A 22,200-nucleotide genomic window follows, 5' to 3' on the forward strand; every position below is an offset into this window, starting at 1 on the left:
TCTAGCTTCCCCACACCTTTTTGGCTGGTTTCTTTCTTATGTCACCTTTCAAGGGCCAGACCGGCCTGAAACGCATCCTCAACGCGTCCGGCTATTCGCTCGATGGCCTGCGCGCTGCCTTCACCGGCGAAGCGGCGTTCCGCCAATTGGTGCTGCTCAACGTGGTGCTGATTCCGCTGACATTTTTCCTCAATGTCAGCCGTGTCGAGCAGGCGGTGTTGATTGCCGTGTGTTTGCTGGCGCTGATTGTCGAGTTGCTGAATTCGGCGGTGGAAGCGGCCATTGACCGCATCTCGCTGGAATTGCACCCGCTGTCGAAAAACGCCAAGGACATGGGCAGTGCCGCGCAATTTGTCGCACTGAGCATGATCGCTTTGGTGTGGGCAGTGATTCTGCTTTAAGCAATCGTCGGCAGCACGATTTCGTCGCTGCGTTGCACCCCGGCGGTGAACGCGCGACACAGCTCGAGAAACTCGCGCATGGCCGAGGTCTGGTATTTCTGTTTGTGCCAGATGAAATAGAACTGCCGGGCCAGGTCCAGATCCGGCGTCTCCACCGGCACCAGACTGCCGCGCCGGAAGGCATCGCGCAGCGCCAGCCGCGAAATGCAGCCAATCCCCAGCCCTGATTCCACTGCGCGCTTGATCGCTTCGGTGTGTTCCAGCTCGAGACGAATATTCAGCGCGCTGCGATGGTGACGCATAGCCTGGTCGAAGGTCAGCCGCGTGCCGGAACCCTGTTCCCGCAGAATCCATGCCTCATGGGTCAGCTCTTCCATTGTCGCACTGCCGCGTTTGGCCAACGGATGCTGCGGCGCGCAAAACACCACCAACTCATCCTCGACCCAACTCTGCACTTCGATGTCCGGGTGGCCGCAATCGCCTTCGATTAGACCCAGATCAATTTCGTAGTGGGCGACCTGTTGCACGATATTGGCAGTGTTCTGCACGTGCAGCTTGACCTGACTTTCCGGGTGGCGCTGCATGAAGCTGCCGATCAGCAGGGTGGCCAGATAGTTGCCTATGGTCAGCGTCGCCCCCACTGATAGAGAGCCGAAACCGGATTTGCCATTGAGCAGGTCTTCGATTTCCTTGGCCTGGTCGAGCAGGGCCACCGCTTGCGGCAACAGTTGTTTGCCGAGGGCGTTGAGGCTCAGGCGTTTGCCGGCGCGGTCGAACAGCTGGCAGCTGGACTGGCGCTCGAGCTCGGTGATCGAAGTGCTGGCCGCCGATTGCGAGAGGTTGAGCAGACCCGCAGCACGGGATACGCTTTCCTGCTGGGCGACGGCGACGAAGACTTGCAGTTGACGGAGAGTAAATCGCATATCGATATAACCGATAACCCTTATCTTAATAATCCAGTTAACAGATATTGTCGTCGCTATTAGAATGCGATGCAATTGCGCACGTTGAGCCTCATTGAGCCGCGCAGACCAATCTCCAGGAGTCAAACGTACATGAGCAACATGAACCACGAGCGTGTCCTCAGTGTTCATCACTGGAACGACACTCTGTTCAGCTTCAAGTGCACCCGCGATCCGGGCCTGCGCTTCGAGAACGGTCAGTTCGTGATGATCGGCCTGCAACAGCCCAATGGCCGCCCGCTTATGCGCGCTTACTCGATCGCCAGCCCGAACTGGGAAGAGCATCTCGAGTTCTTCAGCATCAAAGTGCAGGACGGTCCGCTGACCTCCCAGCTGCAGCACTTGAAGGAAGGCGACGAGATCATCATCTCGAAGAAGCCTACCGGTACGCTGGTTCTCGATGACCTGAACCCGGGCAAGCACCTGTACCTGCTGAGCACCGGCACCGGTCTGGCGCCGTTCATGAGCGTCATTCAGGACCCGGAAACCTACGAGCGCTTTGAGAAAGTGATCCTGGTTCACGGTGTGCGTTACGTCAATGAAGTCGCCTACCGCGAATTTATCACCGAGCATTTGCCGCAGAACGAGTTCTTCGGCGAGGCGCTGCGTGACAAGCTGATCTACTACCCGACCGTGACCCGCGAGCCGTTCGAGAATCAGGGCCGCCTGACCGACCTGATGCGCAGCGGCAAGCTGTTCAGCGATATCGGCCTGCCACCCATCAACCCGCAGGACGACCGCGCAATGATCTGCGGCAGCCCAAGCATGCTCGACGAGACCAGCGAAGTGCTCGACAGCTTCGGCCTGAAAATCTCGGCGCGGATGCGCGAGCCGGGTGATTACCTGATCGAGCGTGCGTTCGTCGAAAAATAACCTGCGATACCTGTGGGAGCGAGCCCGCTCGCGAAAGCAGTCTGTCATTAAGATTGATGTTGACTGACACGACGCCTTCGCGAGCAGGCTCGCTCCCACAGTTGGTTTTTGGGTGTGACAGTAAAAGCCCGCGTTGCCTGAGAAGGCAGCGCGGGCTTTTTCGTTTGCGGGTTTTATGCCTTGGCCGGGATGACTTCCAGCACGCGGATCTGTTCGGGCGTCGGGTAATGCCAGCGCACGTCCAGATCCCAGAACTGCGCACCATATTCACGTTCCGGCGCCGGTGTCTGATACGCCGGACGCGGATCCTGCGCCAGGCACTGCTCGATCAACTCAACCAATGGCTCTTCAAGCCGCTGAGCGTGGGTGTGCGCTTGTTTCAAGGCTGACTCCACCCACTGGACGTCGATCAACTGCGGCGCCGCGCTGGCGATGTCATTGGTTGCCCCAGGGATGATGTCGGCATACGGCACATACGGTTTGATATCCAGCACCGGCGTGCCGTCGAGCAGATCGATCCCGGAGATAAACAGCCGATTACCTTCGACCCTGTCCGAGCTTCACCACCGACTGGCCAATGCCGTTCGGCCGGTGCGTGGCGCGGGTGGCGAACACGCCCATCGACTTGTTGCCGCCCAGGCGTGGCGGGCGCACTTTCAGTCGCGGTTTGTCTTCCAGGGCCTGATGGAACAGAAACAACAGCCACACATGGCTGACCTGCTCCAGCCCCTGCACGGCGTCACCCTGGTCGAACGGCGCGACCAGTTCCAGCACGCCACGGGCGGCCGGGGCCAGTTGTGGCTGGCGGGGGATGGCGAACTTCTCCTTGAAGCAGGAGCGCACGAAGCCGATGGGGGAGACGCTGTAAGTCATGGTCTGGGATCGAAGCGGGTAGGGCGGGCATGATAACCCGGCTCGCTTCAAGTCTGGTGGTGACAGGGCGGACGCCATCGCTGGCAAGCCAGCTCCCACAGGTTTTTGAGTGAACCTGGATTGTTCAAACACCCAAGAACCCTGTGGGAGCTGGCTTGCCAGCGATAGTCACACCGCCGATGTCAGAGGCTGAACCCACCATCAAGAGGAATGATGTTCCCGGTCATATAAGCCCCCGCCGTACTCGCCAGGCTGATCGCCAGCGCCGCCATCTCTTCCTCACGCCCCCAGCGCTTCATCGGAATCAGCGCAGTATCCTCAGCCAATGCCTGCTCATCATTACCAATATGCTGGGTCATCTTGCTCGGAAATCGTCCCGGCGCAATCACGTTGACGTTGATGTGCTGGCTCACCAGTTCTCGCGCCAGAATGCGCGATAACTGATGCAGGGCGGCCTTGCTCGGCCCATAGGCATATGCCTGCTCGCCAAACGAAGAAATCCCCGCCACCGAACCGATATTGATGATCCGCGCCGGATTCGCCGCCGAACCAGCCTTGCGCAGCAACGGCAGAAACTGCTGGATGCAACTGAACACCGACGTCACGTTGAGCTGCATGACCTTTTCCCAGCCCTTGACCGGATAACTCTCCAGCGGCGCGCCCCAGGTGGTGCCGGCATTGTTCACCAGAATGTCCAGATGAGTGATCTGCTCGCCCAGGCGCGCGGCCAGTTCCCGCACGCCTTCTTCAGTGGCCAGATTCGCCGCCACGCCGTGGCAAGTGCCGAAGGCACTGAGTTCTTGCGCCGTTTGATGACAGGCTTCGGCGTCGCGGGAGCAGACGAACACTCGGGCGCCAGCCTCGACAAAGGCCTTGGCGATCATTTTGCCGATACCACGGGTGCCGCCGGTCACCAGAGCGGTGCGGCCTTGCAGGGAAAAGTACGGGTGCATGGCGAATCCTGAGGGCTAGGGGTCAATACACCCTAGTCGCCAGCCGCAAAAAACGGAGCCACTATTTTCGAAGGGAATGAACGGTCATGCGCTGCGGTGGCGACCATCAGTCGCCACCGCAGAAGGGCATCAGGCCGGGCGAACGCGCAGGGTCAGACCCTTGAGGAAGTTACGCAGCAACTGATCGCCACACGGCCGATAGTTGGTGTGGCCGACCTTGCGGAACAGCGCGCTCAGTTCAGGCTTGGATACCGGAAACTCGGCGGCCTTGAGGATCGCGTGCATGTCGTCTTCTTTCAGTTCGAAGGCCACACGCAGTTTTTTCAGGATGATGTTGTTGGTCACCGGCACTTCGATCGGCTGCGGCGGACGGCTTTCGTCCTTGCCGCGTTTGAAGATCACCAGGCCGTCGAGGAAGTGCGCGATGACTTCGTCCGGGCAGCGTACGAAGCCTTCTTCGTCTTCTTCTTTCTTGTCGAGCCAGGTGATGACATCGGCGAGCGTGACGTCCATGCCGCCCAGTTTGATGATCTCGACAACTTTCTTGTCGCTGATGTCGAGCATGTAGCGCACGCTGCGCAGTACGTCGTTATGAACCATGTCGGTATTCCTGATGCGTTGTGGGCAGCGCTCGCGGGCGCTGCCGGAATGTGTGGCGGCAGTGGAAGTTCTAGAACTTCTCTTTGCCGGACAGGTAGCGCCATTGGCCAACCGGGACCTTGCCGATCGAGACGCCGCCGATGCGGATGCGGCGGATGCCGATGACCTTCAGGCCGACCGCTTCGCAGAACTGCGCGATGATCCCCGGCTGCGGGTTTTTCATGGCGAAGCGCAGACGGTTTTCGTTCTGCCAACTGGCCTTGACCGGCGGCAGCTCCTTGCCCTTGTGCGTCAGGCCATGCTGCAGGCGATTGAGGCCGTGGGCAGCCATCTCACCTTCGACTTCGACGATGTATTCCTGCTCGATCTTCGCAGCGTCGGCGGTGAGCTTGCGCAGGATTTTCCAGTCCTGGGTGAACACCAGCAGGCCGCTGGCCTTGGGCTGCAGGTCGGCGCTGGCGGTCAGGCGCAGGAAATGCCCGCGCAACGGACGCTTGCCGTAGCGATGCTCTTCGCTGAGGGTTTCGGCGCTGAGCGATTGCATGGCGCTGTCGACATCCATGCCGGCGGGCGCGTTAAGCAGGATGGTCACCGGCTCCGGCGCGGTGGCCTTGGCGTCCTTGTCGAGCTCGACCTTTTGCTCGCCGACCTTGAATTGCGGCTCATCGATGACTTCGCCGTCCACAGTGACCCAGCCGCCTTCGATGAACAGCTCGGCCTCCCGGCGGGAGCAACCGACCAGTTCGATGAGGCGTTTGGAGAGGCGAATCGGGTCAGTCATGACGGGGCCGTAACAAAAAAGGGGTGGGCATTGTACCTGTGTGGAAGCGGTTAAGCCCGGTTCCATTTGCAGGGTGTTGGTATTCCCTGTGGGAGCTGGCTTGCCTGCGATGGTATCAACTCGGTATTTCTCGTACACCGCGGCGTCTGCATCGCTGGCAAGCCAGCTCCCACAGGGTTCCAGGTTGTGTCAGGCATGGTTCGCGCGCTGCTGGGACTGCCGCAGGCGCATATGCAGTAGCGGATACGGCTGGCCCATGCCATCGACGTCGGAGCGGCCGATCACCTCGAAGCCCTGTTTCTCGTAAAAACCCAAGGCTTGCGGATTTTGTTCGTTGACGTCGAGTTCATCGGCGTTGAGCCGTTCGATCGCATAGCGCAGCAACTGCTTGCCCAGTCCCTGACCACGATGGTCGGGATCGATGAACAGCATTTCAATCTTGCCCGCCGCGACACCGGCAAACCCGGTGATGCGCTGCTGGCGGTCCTTGGTGCAGATCAGCATTACCGCGTCGAGATAGCGGGTGAGCACCAGATTGCGCAGCAGCTCGATATAGCTGTCCGGCAGGAACCGATGAGTTGCACGGACCGAGGCCTCCCAGACCCGGGTCAGTTCTTCGTAATCGCTGATTTTCGGTGTGTGGATGACCGAATGCTGACGCATGTGCGTGTGCCTCTTGTGCGGTTCAAGGGAGTCCGTCCCCCGCTAAACGATAGCCGCAAAAAAGCCCCGTATCTCGGAAAAGAGCGGGGCTTTTTGGATTTGTTGCGGTGTCTGGCTGGCTATTTCTGTCGCCAGCAAGATCTCTCCCCCTCACCCCAACCCTCTCCCCCAGAGGGGGCGAGGGGGAAGGGAGCTGATCTTCGTGCTGTTCAAAGCCTGAGTTCGACTCGATATTTCAAGTCGCCGTCATTCTGAAGAGCACCTCGATCAGTCCCTTCTCCCCCAGAGGGGGCGAGGGGGAAGGGAGCTGAACTTCGTGCTTTTCAAACCTGAGTTCGACCGGATAGCTCAGGTCGATGTACCTAGAAAGAACAACACGGTCAGCTCCCTCTCCCTCTGGGAGAGGGCTGGGGTGAGGGGCTTTTGATCTTCAGATCAGATCTGCTCAGCCCACAGATCATATTCGTCAGCGTCAGTCACCTTGCACCAGACCTTGTCGCCCGGCTTCAGGTTGCTGCCGTTATCAATAAACACGTTGCCATCGATTTCCGGGGCGTCGAAGAAGCAACGGCCGACCGCGCCTTGCTCGTCCACCTCATCCACCAGCACTTCAATCTCACGACCAATGCGCATCTGCAGACGTGCCGAGCTGATCGCCTGCTGGTGCGCCATGAAGCGTTCCCAACGGTCTTGCTTGACGTCGTCCGGGACCACTTCCAGATCCAGATCGTTGGCCGGTGCGCCATCCACCGGCGAGTACTGGAAGCAGCCGACGCGGTCGAGCTGGGCCTCGGTCAGCCAGTTGAGCAGGTACTGGAAGTCTTCTTCGGTTTCGCCCGGGAAGCCGACGATGAAGGTCGAACGGATGATCAGGTCCGGGCAGATTTCGCGCCAGTTCTTGATGCGGGCCAGGGTCTTGTCTTCGAACGCCGGGCGTTTCATCGACTTAAGGACTTTCGGGCTGGCGTGCTGGAACGGGATGTCCAGGTACGGCAGGATCTTGCCGGCGGCCATCAGCGGGATCAGCTCGTCGACGTGCGGGTACGGGTAAACGTAGTGCAAGCGTACCCAAACGCCCAGCGTGCTCAGCGCTTCGCACAGTTCGGTCATGCGGCTTTTCACCGGCGCGCCGTTCCAGAAGCCGGTGCGGTATTTCACGTCGACGCCGTAGGCGCTGGTGTCTTGCGAGATCACCAGCAGCTCTTTGACGCCGGATTTGACCAGGCGCTGCGCCTCGTCGAGCACATCACCGACCGGACGGCTGACCAGTTTGCCGCGCATCGACGGGATGATGCAGAACGAGCAGCTGTGGTTGCAGCCTTCGGAAATCTTCAGGTACGCGTAGTGGCGCGGGGTCAGTTTGATGCCTTGCGGCGGCACCAGGTCGATCAGCGGGTTGTGATCCTGACGCGGCGGCACCACTTCGTGCACGGCGTTGACCACTTGCTCGTACTGCTGCGGGCCGGTCACGGCCAGCACGCTCGGGTGTACGTCGCGGATGTTGCCTTCTTCCACGCCCATGCAGCCGGTAACGATGACCTTGCCGTTTTCCTTGATCGCTTCGCCGATCACTTCCAGCGACTCAGCCTTGGCCGAATCGATGAAACCGCAGGTGTTGACCACCACGACGTCGGCGTCCTGATAGGTGGACACCACGTCATAGCCTTCCATGCGCAGCTGGGTCAGGATGCGCTCGGAGTCGACCAGTGCTTTCGGGCAACCCAGAGATACAAAGCCAACCTTTGGATTGGCCGGCGCAGGAGTGGTGGACATGTCTAACCTCGGTGTTTTGTGACGTCGCTTGCTTGGTGCGCAAGCCGACGGATGGGCGCTTAGGGCGCGCCTCTGATCAAAAAGTGCGCAATTCTAGCGGCGGGCAACGCACTTGACCAGCTTTATACGGGGAAATACGACGAGTGCTGCGCTATGCTTCGCGCCGTTGAGCTTTGCCGATTTCTTGCAGTCAATCATTGGTCTGTAACAACAGGTAAAACAGCGCATGCTGCAACTCAAAGCATAGTGCTTCCTTCAAAGAAGCCGGTATCGAGATCAGGAGTGTTGGATGGGTCAGGCAAGTAGTCATGCGGCGGGCGCCGAGGGTTCGGCAAGCAGACCGCTGAGCATGCTGGTCGCGGCGGTCGGGGTGGTTTATGGCGACATCGGTACGAGCCCGTTGTACACCCTCAAGGAAGTGTTTTCCGGCGGTTACGGCGTGCCGGTCAATCACGACGGCGTGCTGGGCATTCTGTCGTTGATCTTCTGGTCGCTGATCTGGGTGGTCTCGATCAAGTACATGATGTTCGTCCTGCGCGCCGACAACCAGGGCGAGGGCGGCATCATGGCGCTGACCGCACTGGCACGGCGGGCAGCGGCGGGGCGCAAGCGCCTGCGCACGCTGTTGGTGGTGTGCGGGCTGATCGGCGCGGCGCTGTTCTATGGCGACAGCATGATCACCCCGGCCATTTCGGTGCTGTCGGCGATCGAAGGTCTCGGCCTGGCGTTTGAAGGCATCGATCACTGGGTTGTGCCGCTGTCGCTGGTGGTGCTGGTCGCGCTGTTTCTGATCCAGCGCCACGGCACCGCGCGGATCGGCATTCTGTTCGGGCCGATCATGGTCACCTGGTTCCTCGTCCTCGGCGCCCTCGGTGTGTACGGCATCAGCCACACCCCGGAAGTGCTGCACGCGCTGAACCCGATGTGGGCGGTGAATTTTTTCGTCGTGCACCCAGGCATGGGCGTAGCGATCCTCGGCGCGGTAGTGCTGGCGCTGACCGGCGCGGAAGCGCTGTACGCCGACATGGGCCACTTTGGCCGCAAGCCGATCGCCCGCGCCTGGTTCCTGCTGGTGCTGCCGGCGCTGGTGCTCAACTACTTCGGCCAGGGCGCATTGCTGCTGGAAAACCCGGACGCCGCGCGCAACCCGTTCTATCTGCTGGCGCCGAGCTGGGCGCTGATTCCGCTGGTCGGCCTGTCGACCCTGGCCACGGTGATCGCTTCGCAAGCGGTGATTTCCGGCGCGTTCTCCCTGACCCGTCAGGCGATCCAGCTCGGTTATATCCCGCGCATGTACATCCAGCACACCTCCAGCGACGAACAAGGCCAGATCTACATCGGCGCGGTGAACTGGGCGCTGATGGTCGGCGTGGTCCTGTTGGTGCTGGGCTTCGAATCCTCCGGTGCACTGGCCTCGGCCTACGGCGTCGCAGTGACCGGCACTATGCTGATGACCACCATTCTGGTGTCGGCGGTCATGCTGCTGCTGTGGAAATGGCCACCGATCCTTGCGGTCCCGGTGCTGCTTGGCTTCCTGTTGGTGGATGGCCTGTATTTCGCCGCCAACGTACCGAAAATCGTCCAGGGCGGCGCTTTCCCGGTGATCGCCGGTATCGCGCTGTTCGTGCTGATGACCACCTGGAAGCGCGGCAAACAGCTGCTGGTCGAACGCCTCGACGAAGGCGCGCTGCCGCTGCCGATCTTCATCAGCAGCATCCGCGTGCAACCGCCGCATCGCGTGCAGGGCACCGCCGTGTTTCTCACCGCCCGCTCCGACGCCGTGCCCCATGCCTTGTTGCACAACCTGCTGCATAACCAGGTGCTGCATGAGCAAGTGGTGTTGCTGACCGTGGTTTACGAAGACATCCCGCGCGTACCGCCATCGCGGCGTTTTGAAGTGGAAGCGCATGGAGAGGGCTTCTTCCGGGTGATCCTGCACTTCGGCTTCACCGACGAGCCGGACGTGCCGCAGGCGTTGAAGCTGTGTCATCTGGATGATCTGGACTTCAGCCCGATGCGTACCACCTACTTCCTCAGCCGCGAAACGGTGATTGCCTCGAAACTTGAGGGCATGGCGCGTTGGCGTGAAGCGCTGTTTGCGTTCATGTTGAAGAATGCCAATGGCAATTTGCGGTTCTTTAATCTGCCGCTGAACCGAGTGATTGAGTTGGGGACGCAGGTGGAGATGTAAGCCTGGCCTCAACTGAAAAGCCCCTGTCAGCCTTGTGGTTGGCGGGGGCTTTTTTGTGCCTGTGCCCAATCCCTCAAACCACCGCTGATTCCCTGTGGGAGCGAGCCTGCTCGCGAAGGCGTAGTGTCAGTCGAAGCATGTGGTGGCTGAACCACCGCATTCGCGAGCAGGCTCGCTCCCACAGGGTATTGGGTTGAATCAAGAGGTGCGTTCAGACAGATCAGCTTCAGATTCAGTCTTCGTCCGCGCAGGTCGTGGGATCAGCGCTTGGATCACGTCATCAACCAAGGCTTTGCCCATCACGGTCAGGTAATGCGCGGCCCAGGCATGGCGGTCGGTGTCTCTATTGAAAGCAGCGTCTTCTGCGAAGGATTTGGCGAGGGACAGCAGGTCGGAGGATTGGGACAAGGCATTGATGATCGGGACGCCGGAGCGGACATTGAAGAACGCTTGATCCGAGTTGTAGAGGAAAGGGGTGAAGCCGATGGTTTTAAGATCAGATGGATTGCTCATTGTCAGTTCCCTTGATTTCGAGAGCTGCCGCATCCGATACCAAGCGAATGGGTGGCAGCTGTGCGCAGGTTGGTAAACCGGGGAACCAAGGAAACCGGCACGCTCGAAAGCGTCCCACACACAGCTGCCATAACACAGGGGCTCGGACGGGATTTCGCCTGAGTCGTGTCGGGTGCGCTGTTGCGCCTTATTCCACCGGGTTACCAAGCCCGATCGCTGAATGGGTCAGCGACGTCCTGAGAGTATCCCGTCGAAAAACAGCGCAATAGAGCGGCACAGCGCCCCAACAAGAGTTTCGGAGTTTGCCTACAAGGTCTGTGGGCGTCATCTGATATTGCGAGACTGGAAGTAAACGAAACTAAACGTTGCTGGCGATTTTGTGGGTATTTGTTCGGTAGATGAATGAGTGTGGAGTTGACGATTCGATAATGCCAATTAAGCAGGTGTCCACGTTTTATGGAATGTGGACATTTGGTGATTTTAGTTTCCTGAAGAGTCAAGAAATTTACGAGCCTTGCCACAAAACCGCTGAATCCAGCGCAATTCCCCTGTGGGAGCGAGCCTGCTCGCGAAGGCGTAGTGTCAGTCGCCGAATCTGTAAACTGACCCACCGCTTTCGCGAGCAGGCTCGCTCTCACAGGGATTTTGGTGGCTGTTGGGATGTAAAAAGCCCCCGCAACCGTGAAGTTGCGGGGGCTTTTTGTAGATGCGCTTCAGATCACTCTTCGGCGACCGAGTCCTTGCTCTGGCGCTTCTGAATCAAGTCAACCAAACGCTTGGCCAGCGCTGGATAGTTCTCATCGAAGTGATGCCCGCCGGGCAGTTTCACCGCTTCGCCGACAGCAGTCTTGTCGGTGCAGCCGCTCTCGTCGGTCTCTTCTTCACCATAAATGCACACAACCTTGGCCGCTGGCAGCTTGGCCATTTCCGGGCCGGTCGCGGCTTCTTTGCCGGCGTTACCCAACCAGCCTTCGACTTCGATTTCGAAGCTGCCGGTGCGGGCGAAGGCGAGCAGAATGATGGCGTCGACGCGTTGCTGTTCGTTCTCTGGCAGGCGGTTGTAGATCGCCGGGAGTACGTCAGCGCCGAACGAATAGCCGGTGAGGATGAAGCGTTTGGTGCCCCATTTCTGCCGGTAGTGCTGCATCAGTTCGGTGAGGTCGAGTGCGCTTTGCTCCGGGCTCTTGTGCTGCCAGTAGTAGCGCAGGGTGTCGATGCCGACCACCGGGTAGCCGATCTTGGCCATTTCGCCCGCCACGTCGCGGTCGAGGTCGCGCCAGCCGCCGTCGCCGGAGAGGAACAGGGTCACGGTGTCGTTGGCCTGACCGGCCGGCACTTCCACGACCGGGATCGCCAGGCCGCCGTTGGCCTTGTCGCCGCCGACGAGGATTTTGCGCAGTTCGTTGTTCAGCACTTGCGGCAGGTTGATGTCGTAGTCGCTGATGCTGGTTTCGGCGTTCGGCTGATCGCGCACGAAGCCTGCGCTGGCGTCGTCCGGGTTGTCGTTCCACGCCACCAGCCAGTGGCCGTGGGCGGCGGATTTCGGCAGCAGGTGGGTGCAGCCGGGTTTTTCCAGGGCCAGATCGACGGAGACGGCCTGGGCCTTGTCGTCTTTCTGTTCCGCCAGCCAGCGCCACGCCAGCACAGCGCCCGGGCCGATGCCGCTGACCAGAGTGGCCGGGCCGTTCAATTCGCGCAGGCCCGATTGCAGGGCGCGGCTTTGCAGCAGGCAGTCCTTGGGCAGAATCACCTGGACGATCTGCGCCGAGGCGCTGCGGCTGAGGGTGGTCAGTTGTTTCTCGGAAAGCTTCTGTTCGTCGGTGACGGCCACCAGCACCTGAGCCTTCGGCTTGCTGCCCGGGATCACTCGGGTCATGGCCGCGCCATCGGCGGGTTTGAGTTGTTCGACGGTCGGTTCCGGTGCCGGACGTTTGAGGTACCAGTAACCGCCGCCGGCAATCACGGCCAGCACCAGCAGGGCGGCCAGGATGTACTTCAGGGAGCGTTGAATCATCAGCGTTTCACCAATCCAGTCAAGCCGCCCGCGATCAGGGCAGCAGTATCGGCCAGCGCCACGAGCGGATCGAGTCCGGCGGGCACGGCCATATAACGGGGTTCCCAGTCGGGCTGGAACTTGTCTTTGAAGCGGCGCAAGCCTTGGAAGTTGTACAGCTGCTCACCACGGCGGAAAACCATCGAACCCAGGCGCTGGGTCAGCGGTGCGCCGCGCCGGGGTTGCAGCCCCGACAACGGCACCATGCCCAGGCTGAAGCGCGCGTATCCGTGACTCTTATAGTGTTGAATCAGGCCGACCATCATGAATTCCATGGTCAGCTTCGGCGCTTCCGGGTGCGCGCGCATAAGGTCGAGACTGGCCAGGTCGTGGCTGTAGGTCTCGAGCAGATTGGCGAACGCTACCGGGCGGCCTTCGAAGCGAATCACCGCAATGCGGAAATGCTTCAGGTAATCGTCGCTGAAACGGCCAAGGGAGAAGCCTTTCTCGCGCACGTTCTTGCCGGTCAGCCAGGCATCGGAAATCACTTTCAGCTCGTCCATCGGCGCCTGCCCGGGCTCATGGATTTCCAGCGACAGTCCATCGCGGGTGCCACGGTTCCAGGTGTAGCGCAGGTCCTTCATCTCCTTGCCCTTGGCTTCCAGATCGAAGCGTTGCAGATCGACCCGGGCTTCTTCGCCGAGCTTGATCGCAGTCAGGCCGATGTCCATGTAGTACGGCAGGTTCTCCGCGCGCACTTGATAGAACACGGGGCGCGTGTGATGGATGTCGCAGAGATCGCGGAACTGCCAGATCATTTCCGCGCGTTGCTGGCTCGGCCCGATCGGGTCGTACAACGCCACCAGACTGCGGCCACGGCGGGCGTACATCAGGAACGCCTCATCGTTGGGATGAAACAGCAACGCCTTGTCACCGGTCAGCGCGAGGCCGCCGTCGGGTTGTGACGAGGCCATGAGGATTTTTGCCGCGCGATCCAGTTCGTCCGGCGTCGGCAAATGAATCACCGGGCGCGCGGTGCGCAGCAGCCAGGTCAGCGAGATGATCACCAGCAACACCGCCGCACCGAGCAGCGAGCGCAGACCGCGCGGCGCGTCAGCATCGAGGGTGAACTGCCACCACAGCTGATGGCTGTAGGGTACGTCCTGATAGGCAAACAGCAGCAACCAGGCCGAAGCGCCCAGCACGCAGAGACTGGCGACCAGATACAGCGGCGAAAACGGCAGTTCGGTCAAACGGCTCGGGCGATAGAAGGAGCGGCGGAACACGCCGAGCAGCGCGGCCGTAAACGTCATCAGCGTGGCTTCTTCCCAGTCGAAGCCTTTGAGTAGCGAGAGCAGGGCGCCGACCAGCAGCAGAATGGTGGTCAGCATCCACGCCGCCGACAGGCGTCGGCGCAGACCTTGGGCGAGCAACAGACACAAAACGCCAATCAGGCTGGCGCCGAAGTGCGAGGCATCGACCAGACGATGCGGGATCAGAAAACCGATGTGCTCCAGGCGCGTGTCGATTTCCGGGGTCGCGCCGGAAAACAGCAGCACCACGCCAGACAGAAACACCAGCACCGCCAGCACCGGCGCAGCCAGACCGGACGCCGCGCGCATGGTCTGGGATTGAAACAGGCGCTGGCCTTCGTTGATCAGCAGTAGTACGCAAGCGACCAGCAGCGGCAGCACCACGTAGATCAGGCGATACAGCAGCAGGGCAGCGGCCAGCGGTGCGGCGCCAAGCTTGTCGGCAAACGCGGCGAGCAGAATCGCCTCGAACACACCAACGCCGCCCGGAACGTGACTGAGCACGCCCGCAGCCAGTGCCAGCAGATACACCAGCAGGAACGGCGCAAACGGCGGCGCTTCCGGCAGCAGCAGATACAGAACGGTGGCGGCAGCCGCGACATCGAGGGCGGTGATCACCAGTTGCAGGAAGGTCAGGCGTCGACCCGGCAGGCGCAATGTCCGCCGCCCGGCACGGACCAGCAGATTGTCGGGGTAGGGTTGTTCCGGCAGACGACGGCGATAGATGCCGATTGCCAGCACAGCACCGAGGATCAATACGGCAGCGGCGACCGAGCCCAGCAAGAATTCGGACAGCCCCAGCGCTTGCGAGGCGGCGGGCAGGTTGCTCAGGGTGGCCAGCGCTGCCAGTGGCGGCAAGGCGCAGCCCAGCGAGAGGCTGGCGAACAAGGTCATGTGCGCGACTTCCGACGCACCGACGCCCAGTCGCGCATATAAACGATAACGAACCGAGCCGCCGGACAGCAGCGACAGGCCGATCGCATTGCCAATCGCAAATGCGGTGAAACCGCCGAGCGCGAGGGTGCGCGGCGGCAGTTTCACACCAGCGTAGCGGCTGGCCGACCATTCATAGCCGAGCAGAATGATGAACCCGACCACGGTCGCACCGATGGCGCCGAGCAGGGCAGGTTTGGGCACGTCCAGAATCGAGTCATGCAGCGCGTCGAGATCGAGTTCGGCGAGCAGATGGCGGCAGGCAATCAGGGCAATGGCAAACAGCAGCAACGTGACGGCCAGACCGATCGGCTGACGGTATTTGCTTAATCGATCCAGCCAGCGCAAACGCTCGGGTTTGATCGGTTGTTCTGCTGTAACGGTGTCTTGTGGATCAGACGAGTTGGCGCGCATCAATCACCTCTTGGATTGTGCGCGACAGGATGGAGGTATCCAGCCAAGTTACCAATCCCTGTAGAAAAAAATAATCACAAAATACTACGCCTCTCGTCGGGCATCGGCGAGGGCAGTTCCTGGATTGCAGAAACCCTGTCTGCGACTCAAGCATAGTCGCAAGTCAGTGGTTCTGATGATCCCCAGCGGTTCACTGCACAGTGACAGATCATTGTTGCGAAAGGACTTTTTCAACAGATACAAAAAAGGCCACTCTTTCGAGTAGCCTTTTTTGATGTTTGGTTGCGGGAGCCGGATTTGAACCGACGACCTTCGGGTTATGAGCCCGACGAGCTACCAGACTGCTCCATCCCGCGTCTGTGTGGCGGCATTCTACAGGCGAACGACGAGGTGTCAACCGCTAATCCCGGAATGGGCCAAATAACTGCGAAATCGCGGCAAACGGTCGCAGGTGATGCGTAAGTTTCGGAAATGCAAAAAATTGCCGTTTCGCCAGCGATTGAGCAGGGCGCCCGTTTGCAAAACAGACGCGCACAAAAAAGGCCACTCTTTCGAGTAGCCTTTTCTGATGTTTGGTTGCGGGAGCCGGATTTGAACCGACGACCTTCGGGTTATGAGCCCGACGAGCTACCAGACTGCTCCATCCCGCGTCTGTGTGGCGGCATTCTACAGAGGTTCGCGAGTGTGTCAACCGCCGATCTGGATAAATCTGTTGAGGTTCAAGCGCTTAGCGTCTTTTCCGGGCGGGCGACCGGTGCGCAGGGCAAGTGGCGCAAGGCTTTCAGCTCTATTGCGCGCTGATCTGTGATTGAAAAAATAAATTCATCGGAAATCTCCTACGGTCGGAAAAGAACATTCAACCACTGGTGCTATATACAGGTACCAATGAGATACTGCCGCTCCGGCTTGCCACGTTGTCTTTTTCCGACATGACCCAGCGAAAAATCATCCACATCGACTGTGACTGTTTCTACGCCGCCATCGAGATGCGCGATGATCCGCGTCTGGCCGGCAAGCCGTTGGCGGTGGGTGGTTCGGCGGATCGGCGCGGGGTGATCGCCACCTGCAACTATGAAGCGCGCGCCTATGGTGTGCGCTCGGCCATGGCTTCCGGTCACGCGTTGAAATTGTGCCCGGACCTGACCATCGTCAAGCCGCGCATGGAGGCTTATCGCGAAGCTTCGAAAGAAATTCATACGATCTTTGCCGACTACACCGACCTGATCGAGCCGCTTTCGCTGGACGAGGCCTATCTGGATGTGTCCGACAGCGCGCATTTCGGCGGCAGCGCCACGCGCATCGCCCAGGACATTCGCCGCCGGGTCTCCAACCAATTGCACATCACCGTTTCCGCAGGCGTTGCGCCAAACAAATTTCTGGCGAAGATCGCCAGCGACTGGAAAAAACCCAACGGTTTGTTCGTGATCACCCCGGATCAGGTCGAGGATTTCGTCAGTGGTCTGCCGGTGAGCAAGCTGCACGGCGTCGGCAAGGTCACCGCCGACAAGCTCGGCAAGCTCGGCATCGTTGACTGCCAGCATCTGCGCGAGTGGGGCAGGCTGGCGCTGGTGCGCGAATTCGGCAGCTTCGGCGAGCGCTTGTGGAATCTGGCCCGTGGAATCGATGACCGGCTGGTGCACAACGACAGCCGTCGTCAGTCGATCAGCGTGGAAAACACCTACGACGTTGATCTGCCGGACTTGCGCAGCTGCCTGGACAAATTGCCCGAGCTGCTCGATACCCTGAAAACCCGCATGGCGCGGATCGACAGCAGTTATCGACCGGGCAAGCCGTTCGTCAAAGTCAAATTTCATGATTTCACCCAGACCACGCTGGAACAGGCCGGGGCAGGGCGGGACCTGGGCAGTTATCAGTTGATGCTGACGCAGGCGTTCAACCGCGGCGGCAAGCCGGTGCGGCTGTTGGGGGTGGGAGTGAGGCTGGAGGATTTGCGCGGCGGGTTTGAGCAGATGGAGTTGTTTGAGCGGTAGATTCGCGGTGCCTGGCAGGGCCTCTTCGCGAGCAGGCTCGCTCCCACATTGGATCTGCGTCGTTCACAAATCCCTTGTGGGAGCGAGCCAGCTCCGGGCGGCGTTCCGACGAAGCTTCTAAGCTTTAATTCGGTCCCGGATCAGCCACTAAACGCCCGGCATCCTTGGCCAAAGACTTGAGGAACTCAGCCTGCAACTCCGGATCGTTGCGCGTCAGTTCGATCAGGCTCTGTTCCAGCTCACTGGCCTCTTCTTCCAGGCCCAGCTCCGACAGGCGTTTGACCCGGTGCACCCACTGGCTCACCTCGTCATCTTCCAGATCGTCATAAATCAGCCCGTGCGCCTCAATCAACTTGCCGCGCAGGTGGCCGCTGAGCATCAGGGTCGAGTCGGAATGCACATCGTCCTTGGCGTCTTCGACACTGATCTGCAAGCGGCCGACATGGTTGAGGTCATGTTCGGCGAAAGGGCTATCGAGCAGATTCAAGCGCAGCACACCGTTGCGATCAGTGGTCATGTCGAATGTCTGCTTGCCGGCCTTGACCTGCACCGGTCGTTCGCTCCACGGCAGGCTCGAATACTCCGTGCGCTTGTCGCGCTGGACTTCGTCGATGCCCGCGAGGTTCTGCTGCGCGCGACCGTTGGACTGCACGTTCATGAACGGGTTGAGCCCGGCGAAACCGTAGCTCAGCCAATCCTTGGTGACGCTGTCCGGCAGGTTACCGAGAGCGAACACGTTGACCACGTTCGCACCGACACCACCGACCACGGCCACCGCCCCCAGCGGAATCTCGTAGACTTCGCGCCAGGGTTGGTAAGGCGTGTAGCGGTCGTAACGACGGGTGACCTCGAACTCGGTGACCTCGAAAGTCTTCTGCTCGTTGATCTTCACGCGTCGCTGCGGCAGCTCGAGCACCTTGGGCTCGCCGACATCGATCTGCAGGCTGTGATCGAGCAACTTTCGCTCGACCCGCTCTTCGTGCTCGCTGCGTTGCGACATGTGATTGGCGCAGCCGCTGACCAGCAGGGCGCCGCACAGGGCGGCGCCACCGAGGCCTAAGGTGTTTCGCTTGAACATGACGTCTCTATCTGGTTTCAGCGGCGGATACGGGCCTGAAGGAAGGACACAACATCGGCCACCGGCAGTGCTTGCGCCTCGGCTTCGGAACGACTCTTGTATTCCAGGTTGCCTTCGGCGAGGCCGCGGTCGCTGACCACGATCCGGTGTGGAATGCCGATCAACTCCATGTCCGCGAACTTGATGCCCGGGCTGGTTTTCTTGTCGCGATCGTCCAGCAGCACTTCGAAGCCGGCCGCCGTCAGTTCGGCGTACAGCTTGTCGGTGGCTTCGCGCACCTGCTCGGTTTCATAGCGCAGCGGTACCAGCGCGATCTGGAATGGCGCCAAGGTGTCGCTCCAGATAATGCCGTTGGCGTCGTTGTTCTGCTCAATCGCTGCGGCGACCACTCGGGAAACGCCAATGCCGTAGCAGCCCATTTCCAGGGTCACCGGCTTGCCGTTTTCGCCCAGCACTTCGCACTTCATCGCCTTGCTGTACTTGTTGCCCAGCTGGAAGATGTGGCCGACTTCGATGCCGCGCTTGATTTCCAGCGTGCCTTTGCCGTCCGGGCTTGGGTCGCCGGCGACGACGTTGCGCAGGTCGGCAACGGTCGGAACTGGCAGATCGCGCTCCCAGTTCACGCCGAAGTAGTGCTTGTCATCGATGTTCGCGCCAATGCCGAAGTCGCTCATCATCGCGACCGAGCGGTCGATGATGATCGGCAGTGGCAGGTTCAGCGGGCCGAGCGAGCCGGCGCCGGCGCCAATCGCGTCACGCAGTTCGGCATCGGAGGCCATCACCAGTGGACTAGCCACGCCAGGCTGGTTGGCAGCCTTGATCTCGTTCAGTTCGTGGTCGCCACGAATCACCAGCGCGATCAGCTTGCCTTCTTCTTCGGCGTGGACGATCAGGGTCTTGATGGTCTTTTCAATCGGCAGATTGAATTTTTCCACCAGGGCGGCGATGGTTTTGGTGTCCGGCGTGTCGACCAGACGCAGTTCTTCGGTTGGCGCAGGGCGCGAGGTTTCCCGTGGCACCGCTTCGGCTTTTTCGATGTTCGCCGCGTAGTCGGAACCGTTGCTGAAGACGATATCGTCTTCGCCGGACTCGGCCAGCACGTGGAATTCGTGCGAACCGGCACCACCGATCGAACCGTTGTCAGCTTCTACCGGGCGGAATTTCAGGCCCAGACGCGTGAACACGTTGCAGTACGCCTCGTGCATGCGGTCGTAGGTGACCTGCAGCGACGCCTGATCGGCGTGGAAGGAGTAGGCGTCCTTCATGATGAATTCGCGGCCGCGCATCAAACCGAAGCGCGGGCGGATTTCGTCACGGAATTTGGTCTGGATCTGGTACAGGTTGATTGGCAGCTGCTTGTAGCTGCTCAACTCGTTGCGCATCAGATCGGTGATCACTTCTTCGTGGGTCGGGCCCGCGCAGAAATCACGACCGTGGCGGTCTTTGATGCGCAGCAGCTCAGGGCCGTATTCTTCCCAGCGCCCCGATTCCTGCCACAGCTCGGCCGGTTGGGTGCTCGGCATCAACACTTCCAGAGAACCGGCAGCGTTCATCTCTTCGCGAACGATGGCTTCGACCTTGCGCATGACTCGCAGGCCCATCGGCAGCCAGGTGTACAGGCCCGAGGCAAGCTTGCGGATCATGCCGGCGCGCAGCATCAGCTGGTGGCTGATCACGACCGCGTCGGAAGGCGTTTCTTTCTGTGTGGCGAGCAAAAATTGACTGGTGCGCATGGTTGGCCGTTGTCGGTTGCTATGACTGGAAATGACGGAGCAGTGTACCGGCGAGTTTTGCTGACGTACAGAAGTGTGGCCGGCGGAAGGCGTCAGCGGCGGGATTCCTCCCGCCATTGGCGAAGCGTCCTACGATTCTTCGGTGACGGGCGTCGGTGCAGGCTCGGGCGTCGGTGTTTGTCCTTCGCGGCGGCGCTCCTGGAACCAGTGCAGCGCGATCAGTAGCAGCGTCGGTACGCCGAGCAGGGCGGTAATGAGGAAGAAGCTGTGATAACCGAACTTCTCGACCAGCACGCCGGAATAGCCGCCCATCAGGCGCGGCAGCAGCAACATGATCGAGCTGAGCAGGGCATATTGCGTAGCGGAAAACTTCAGGTTGGTCAGGCTCGACAGGTAGGCAACGAACGCCGATGTCGCCAGGCCCGAGCTGAAGTTGTCGAGGGAAATGGTCACCACCAGCATCTGGAGGTTCGGGCCCATGTCCGCGAGCATGACGAACAGCAGGTTGGTCGCTGCCGAAGACACACCACCGATAAACAGGATCGGCAGAATGCCGAAACGCACGATCAACAGGCCGCCCATGCCGGCGCCGACGAGGGTCATGATCAGGCCGAAAATCTTGCTGACACTGGCGATCTGATCCTTGGTGAAACCCTGGTCGATGTAGAACACGTTGGCCATCACGCCCATTACCGTGTCGGACATCCGGTAAGTGGCGATCAGGCCCAGCAGCAACAGCGCCTGCCAGCGATAACGCAGGATGAAGTCATTGATCGGCGTCAGTACCGGCGCCAGTCCGCGCCGGCCCATGGCCGACAGGCACATACCGGTGAGCAATATGTAGAGGATGGCGCGCAGAAAGGCGCGGTCTTCGAGCAGCAAATCGAGCGGGCTCATGTCACCGAACAGCACGCCAGCGAAATCGGTGTTGTACAGCTGGGTGAACATCGCCGGCACGGAGACCAGCAAAACGATCAGCACGAACACCGACATCAGTTGATGCATGAACGTATAGCGCCCGGCCTGCAGCTGTGTGCGCAGCGGCACCGGTGGTTCGCGCATGAACAGCGTGGTCAGCAGCGCGGGCACCATCAATGCGCCGAACAGCACATAGGTGCCGGTCCAAGCTGCGTGCTTATAGTTGAAGCCGGTGGAGCCGAAACCTTCGGCGAAGAACAGCGCGCCGGCGGTGGCGAGCAGGGCGGCAACGCGGTAACCGGACATGTAGCTGGCGGCGAGAGCGGCCTGGCGGCTGTCATCGGCGATTTCCAGGCGATAGGCGTCGACCGCGATATCTTGTGTGGCTGAGGCAAAGGCAACCACGACAGCAATGGCGATCAGCCAGGACAAATGCTTCTGCGGATCACAGAAACCCATGCCGATCAGGCCGAGAATCACCAGTGCCTGGGAGAGCACCAGCCAGGAGCGGCGACGGCCGAGTTTGCCCAGCAAGGGCAGGCGCCATTGGTCGAGCAGGGGCGACCAGACCCATTTGAACGCGTACGCCAGGCCGATCAGGCTGGCATAGCCAATGGTTTCACGGGCCACGCCTGCTTCACGCAGCCATACGGAGAGCGTCGAGAACACCAGCATGTACGGCAGGCCGGCGGCAAAACCGAGCAACAACAGCACGAGCGTCGAAGGACTGGCATAGGCGGCGAGCGCGGCGCGCCAGGTTTTACGGGGCATGGGCTGAAGTCTGCCTCAAAATTGCGAAAACAAAGCGCGCACTCTAACCGCTGTGCTCTACCGGACGCCAGCCATGGCGCCGAATATCCACACGATTGTTCTGGACGGTGATGCCTTCCATGCGCAATCGCGCGCGCTGCTCGTCACCGGAAGGGCTGCCGACCGGCAGACTGATGCGCCCGCCGGCGCCGAGTACGCGGTGCCAGGGCAGCTTGGTGTCGCCGGGCAACTGGCTCAAAGTCCGCCCGACCCAGCGCGCGGCGCGGCCCAGCCCGGCAAGTTCGGCCAACTGGCCATAACTGACGACTTTGCCTTCGGGCACTTGCGCGAGCGTCGAGTAGAGTGCCGTGCGTCGGATTTGCGCATCGTTTTCGACGCTGTCGAGCGGGTCTTTCACGTACGCGGCTCCTGAGCATTGGCGTGATGATGGCGACAATGGTAATCGCTCGTGGTGCAGTTGAGAAATGAACTCA

At 60.5% G+C, this 22,200-nt stretch carries 17 protein-coding genes, 2 tRNA genes and 1 pseudogene; 4 read left to right on the forward strand and 16 right to left on the reverse strand.

Going from position 1 to position 22,200, the window contains the following annotated elements; genetic code table 11:
• The first annotated feature begins 38 nt into the window (after window positions 1-38).
• Window positions 39-401 (forward strand): diacylglycerol kinase, encoded by a 363-nt coding sequence (locus tag ACZ9BE_RS03440; protein WP_042607041.1) that lies wholly within the window; start codon window positions 39-41, stop codon window positions 399-401.
• Here ACZ9BE_RS03440 and ACZ9BE_RS03445 read toward each other — a convergent pair.
• Entirely contained in the window at window positions 398-1,324 is a 927-nt protein-coding gene (locus ACZ9BE_RS03445; protein ID WP_353188721.1) for a LysR family transcriptional regulator, read from the reverse strand. The two genes, ACZ9BE_RS03440 and ACZ9BE_RS03445, sit on opposite strands and share 4 nt — an antisense overlap.
• A gap of 132 nt (window positions 1,325-1,456) precedes the next feature.
• On the opposite strand from ACZ9BE_RS03445, the gene fpr reads away from it, so the two are divergent.
• Window positions 1,457-2,236 carry a ferredoxin-NADP reductase gene (fpr, locus tag ACZ9BE_RS03450; RefSeq protein WP_007908723.1) on the forward strand — a complete coding sequence of 260 codons (780 nt, stop codon included), beginning with the start codon at window positions 1,457-1,459 and terminating at the stop codon, window positions 2,234-2,236.
• A gap of 173 nt (window positions 2,237-2,409) precedes the next feature.
• Here the strand turns inward: fpr and tsaA are convergent.
• The 6 genes and pseudogenes from tsaA to rimO form a co-directional block, all read right to left on the reverse strand.
• A pseudogene (tsaA, locus tag ACZ9BE_RS03455) lies at window positions 2,410-3,109 on the reverse strand (tRNA (N6-threonylcarbamoyladenosine(37)-N6)-methyltransferase TrmO).
• 182 nt (window positions 3,110-3,291) lie between these two features.
• Window positions 3,292-4,062, reverse strand: coding sequence for an SDR family oxidoreductase (locus ACZ9BE_RS03460; protein ID WP_056783313.1), 771 nt, complete (start codon window positions 4,060-4,062; stop codon window positions 3,292-3,294).
• A 129-nt stretch (window positions 4,063-4,191) separates the two neighbouring features.
• Entirely contained in the window at window positions 4,192-4,662 is a 471-nt protein-coding gene (locus ACZ9BE_RS03465) for a YehS family protein (RefSeq protein ID WP_056783315.1), read from the reverse strand.
• 70 nt (window positions 4,663-4,732) lie between these two features.
• Complete coding sequence (locus ACZ9BE_RS03470; protein WP_056783317.1) at window positions 4,733-5,443, reverse strand: rRNA pseudouridine synthase; 711 nt, start codon at window positions 5,441-5,443, stop codon at window positions 4,733-4,735.
• A gap of 189 nt (window positions 5,444-5,632) precedes the next feature.
• Window positions 5,633-6,106, reverse strand: coding sequence for a GNAT family N-acetyltransferase (locus tag ACZ9BE_RS03475; protein ID WP_150636366.1), 474 nt, complete (start codon window positions 6,104-6,106; stop codon window positions 5,633-5,635).
• Between the two features lie 435 nt (window positions 6,107-6,541).
• Window positions 6,542-7,879, reverse strand: a complete 1,338-nt coding sequence (gene rimO / locus ACZ9BE_RS03480) for a 30S ribosomal protein S12 methylthiotransferase RimO (RefSeq protein ID WP_460094151.1) — start codon at window positions 7,877-7,879, stop codon at window positions 6,542-6,544.
• A 349-nt stretch (window positions 7,880-8,228) separates the two neighbouring features.
• Here rimO and ACZ9BE_RS03485 point away from each other — a divergent pair, with 349 nt between their 5' ends.
• Entirely contained in the window at window positions 8,229-10,070 is a 1,842-nt protein-coding gene (locus ACZ9BE_RS03485; protein WP_371699263.1) for a potassium transporter Kup, read from the forward strand.
• 198 nt (window positions 10,071-10,268) lie between these two features.
• Here ACZ9BE_RS03485 and ACZ9BE_RS03490 read toward each other — a convergent pair whose 3' ends face one another.
• The 5 genes from ACZ9BE_RS03490 to ACZ9BE_RS03510 form a co-directional block, all read right to left on the reverse strand.
• Window positions 10,269-10,583: a DUF3077 domain-containing protein gene (locus ACZ9BE_RS03490; RefSeq protein WP_252887406.1), complete on the reverse strand. Its 315-nt coding sequence runs from the start codon at window positions 10,581-10,583 to the stop codon at window positions 10,269-10,271.
• A 718-nt stretch (window positions 10,584-11,301) separates the two neighbouring features.
• Complete coding sequence (locus ACZ9BE_RS03495; RefSeq protein ID WP_323167441.1) at window positions 11,302-12,597, reverse strand: virulence factor family protein; 1,296 nt, start codon at window positions 12,595-12,597, stop codon at window positions 11,302-11,304.
• Window positions 12,597-15,236 carry a bifunctional lysylphosphatidylglycerol flippase/synthetase MprF gene (gene mprF, locus ACZ9BE_RS03500; RefSeq protein WP_476248908.1) on the reverse strand — a complete coding sequence of 880 codons (2,640 nt, stop codon included), beginning with the start codon at window positions 15,234-15,236 and terminating at the stop codon, window positions 12,597-12,599. The genes ACZ9BE_RS03495 and mprF overlap by 1 nt, the downstream gene beginning before the upstream one ends.
• 279 nt (window positions 15,237-15,515) lie before the next feature.
• Window positions 15,516-15,592, reverse strand: a tRNA-Met gene (locus ACZ9BE_RS03505).
• A gap of 217 nt (window positions 15,593-15,809) precedes the next feature.
• Window positions 15,810-15,886, reverse strand: a tRNA-Met gene (locus ACZ9BE_RS03510).
• A gap of 279 nt (window positions 15,887-16,165) precedes the next feature.
• On the opposite strand from ACZ9BE_RS03510, the gene dinB reads away from it, so the two are divergent.
• On the forward strand, window positions 16,166-17,227 hold the full coding sequence (gene dinB / locus ACZ9BE_RS03515; RefSeq protein ID WP_476248909.1) for a DNA polymerase IV: 1,062 nt from the start codon (window positions 16,166-16,168) through the stop codon (window positions 17,225-17,227).
• Between the two features lie 124 nt (window positions 17,228-17,351).
• Here dinB and ACZ9BE_RS03520 read toward each other — a convergent pair whose 3' ends face one another.
• The 4 genes from ACZ9BE_RS03520 to ACZ9BE_RS03535 form a co-directional block, all read right to left on the reverse strand.
• Window positions 17,352-18,305: a hypothetical protein gene (locus ACZ9BE_RS03520; RefSeq protein WP_476248910.1), complete on the reverse strand. Its 954-nt coding sequence runs from the start codon at window positions 18,303-18,305 to the stop codon at window positions 17,352-17,354.
• 17 nt (window positions 18,306-18,322) lie between these two features.
• Window positions 18,323-20,038 carry a proline--tRNA ligase gene (locus ACZ9BE_RS03525; protein ID WP_217879434.1) on the reverse strand — a complete coding sequence of 572 codons (1,716 nt, stop codon included), beginning with the start codon at window positions 20,036-20,038 and terminating at the stop codon, window positions 18,323-18,325.
• A gap of 129 nt (window positions 20,039-20,167) precedes the next feature.
• Window positions 20,168-21,727: an AmpG family muropeptide MFS transporter gene (locus ACZ9BE_RS03530; RefSeq protein WP_024011895.1), complete on the reverse strand. Its 1,560-nt coding sequence runs from the start codon at window positions 21,725-21,727 to the stop codon at window positions 20,168-20,170.
• A gap of 43 nt (window positions 21,728-21,770) precedes the next feature.
• Entirely contained in the window at window positions 21,771-22,124 is a 354-nt protein-coding gene (locus ACZ9BE_RS03535) for an MGMT family protein (protein ID WP_016771391.1), read from the reverse strand.
• Between the last annotated feature and the right edge of the window lie 76 nt (window positions 22,125-22,200).

The organism is Pseudomonas sp. TE9122 (assembly GCF_056278925.1).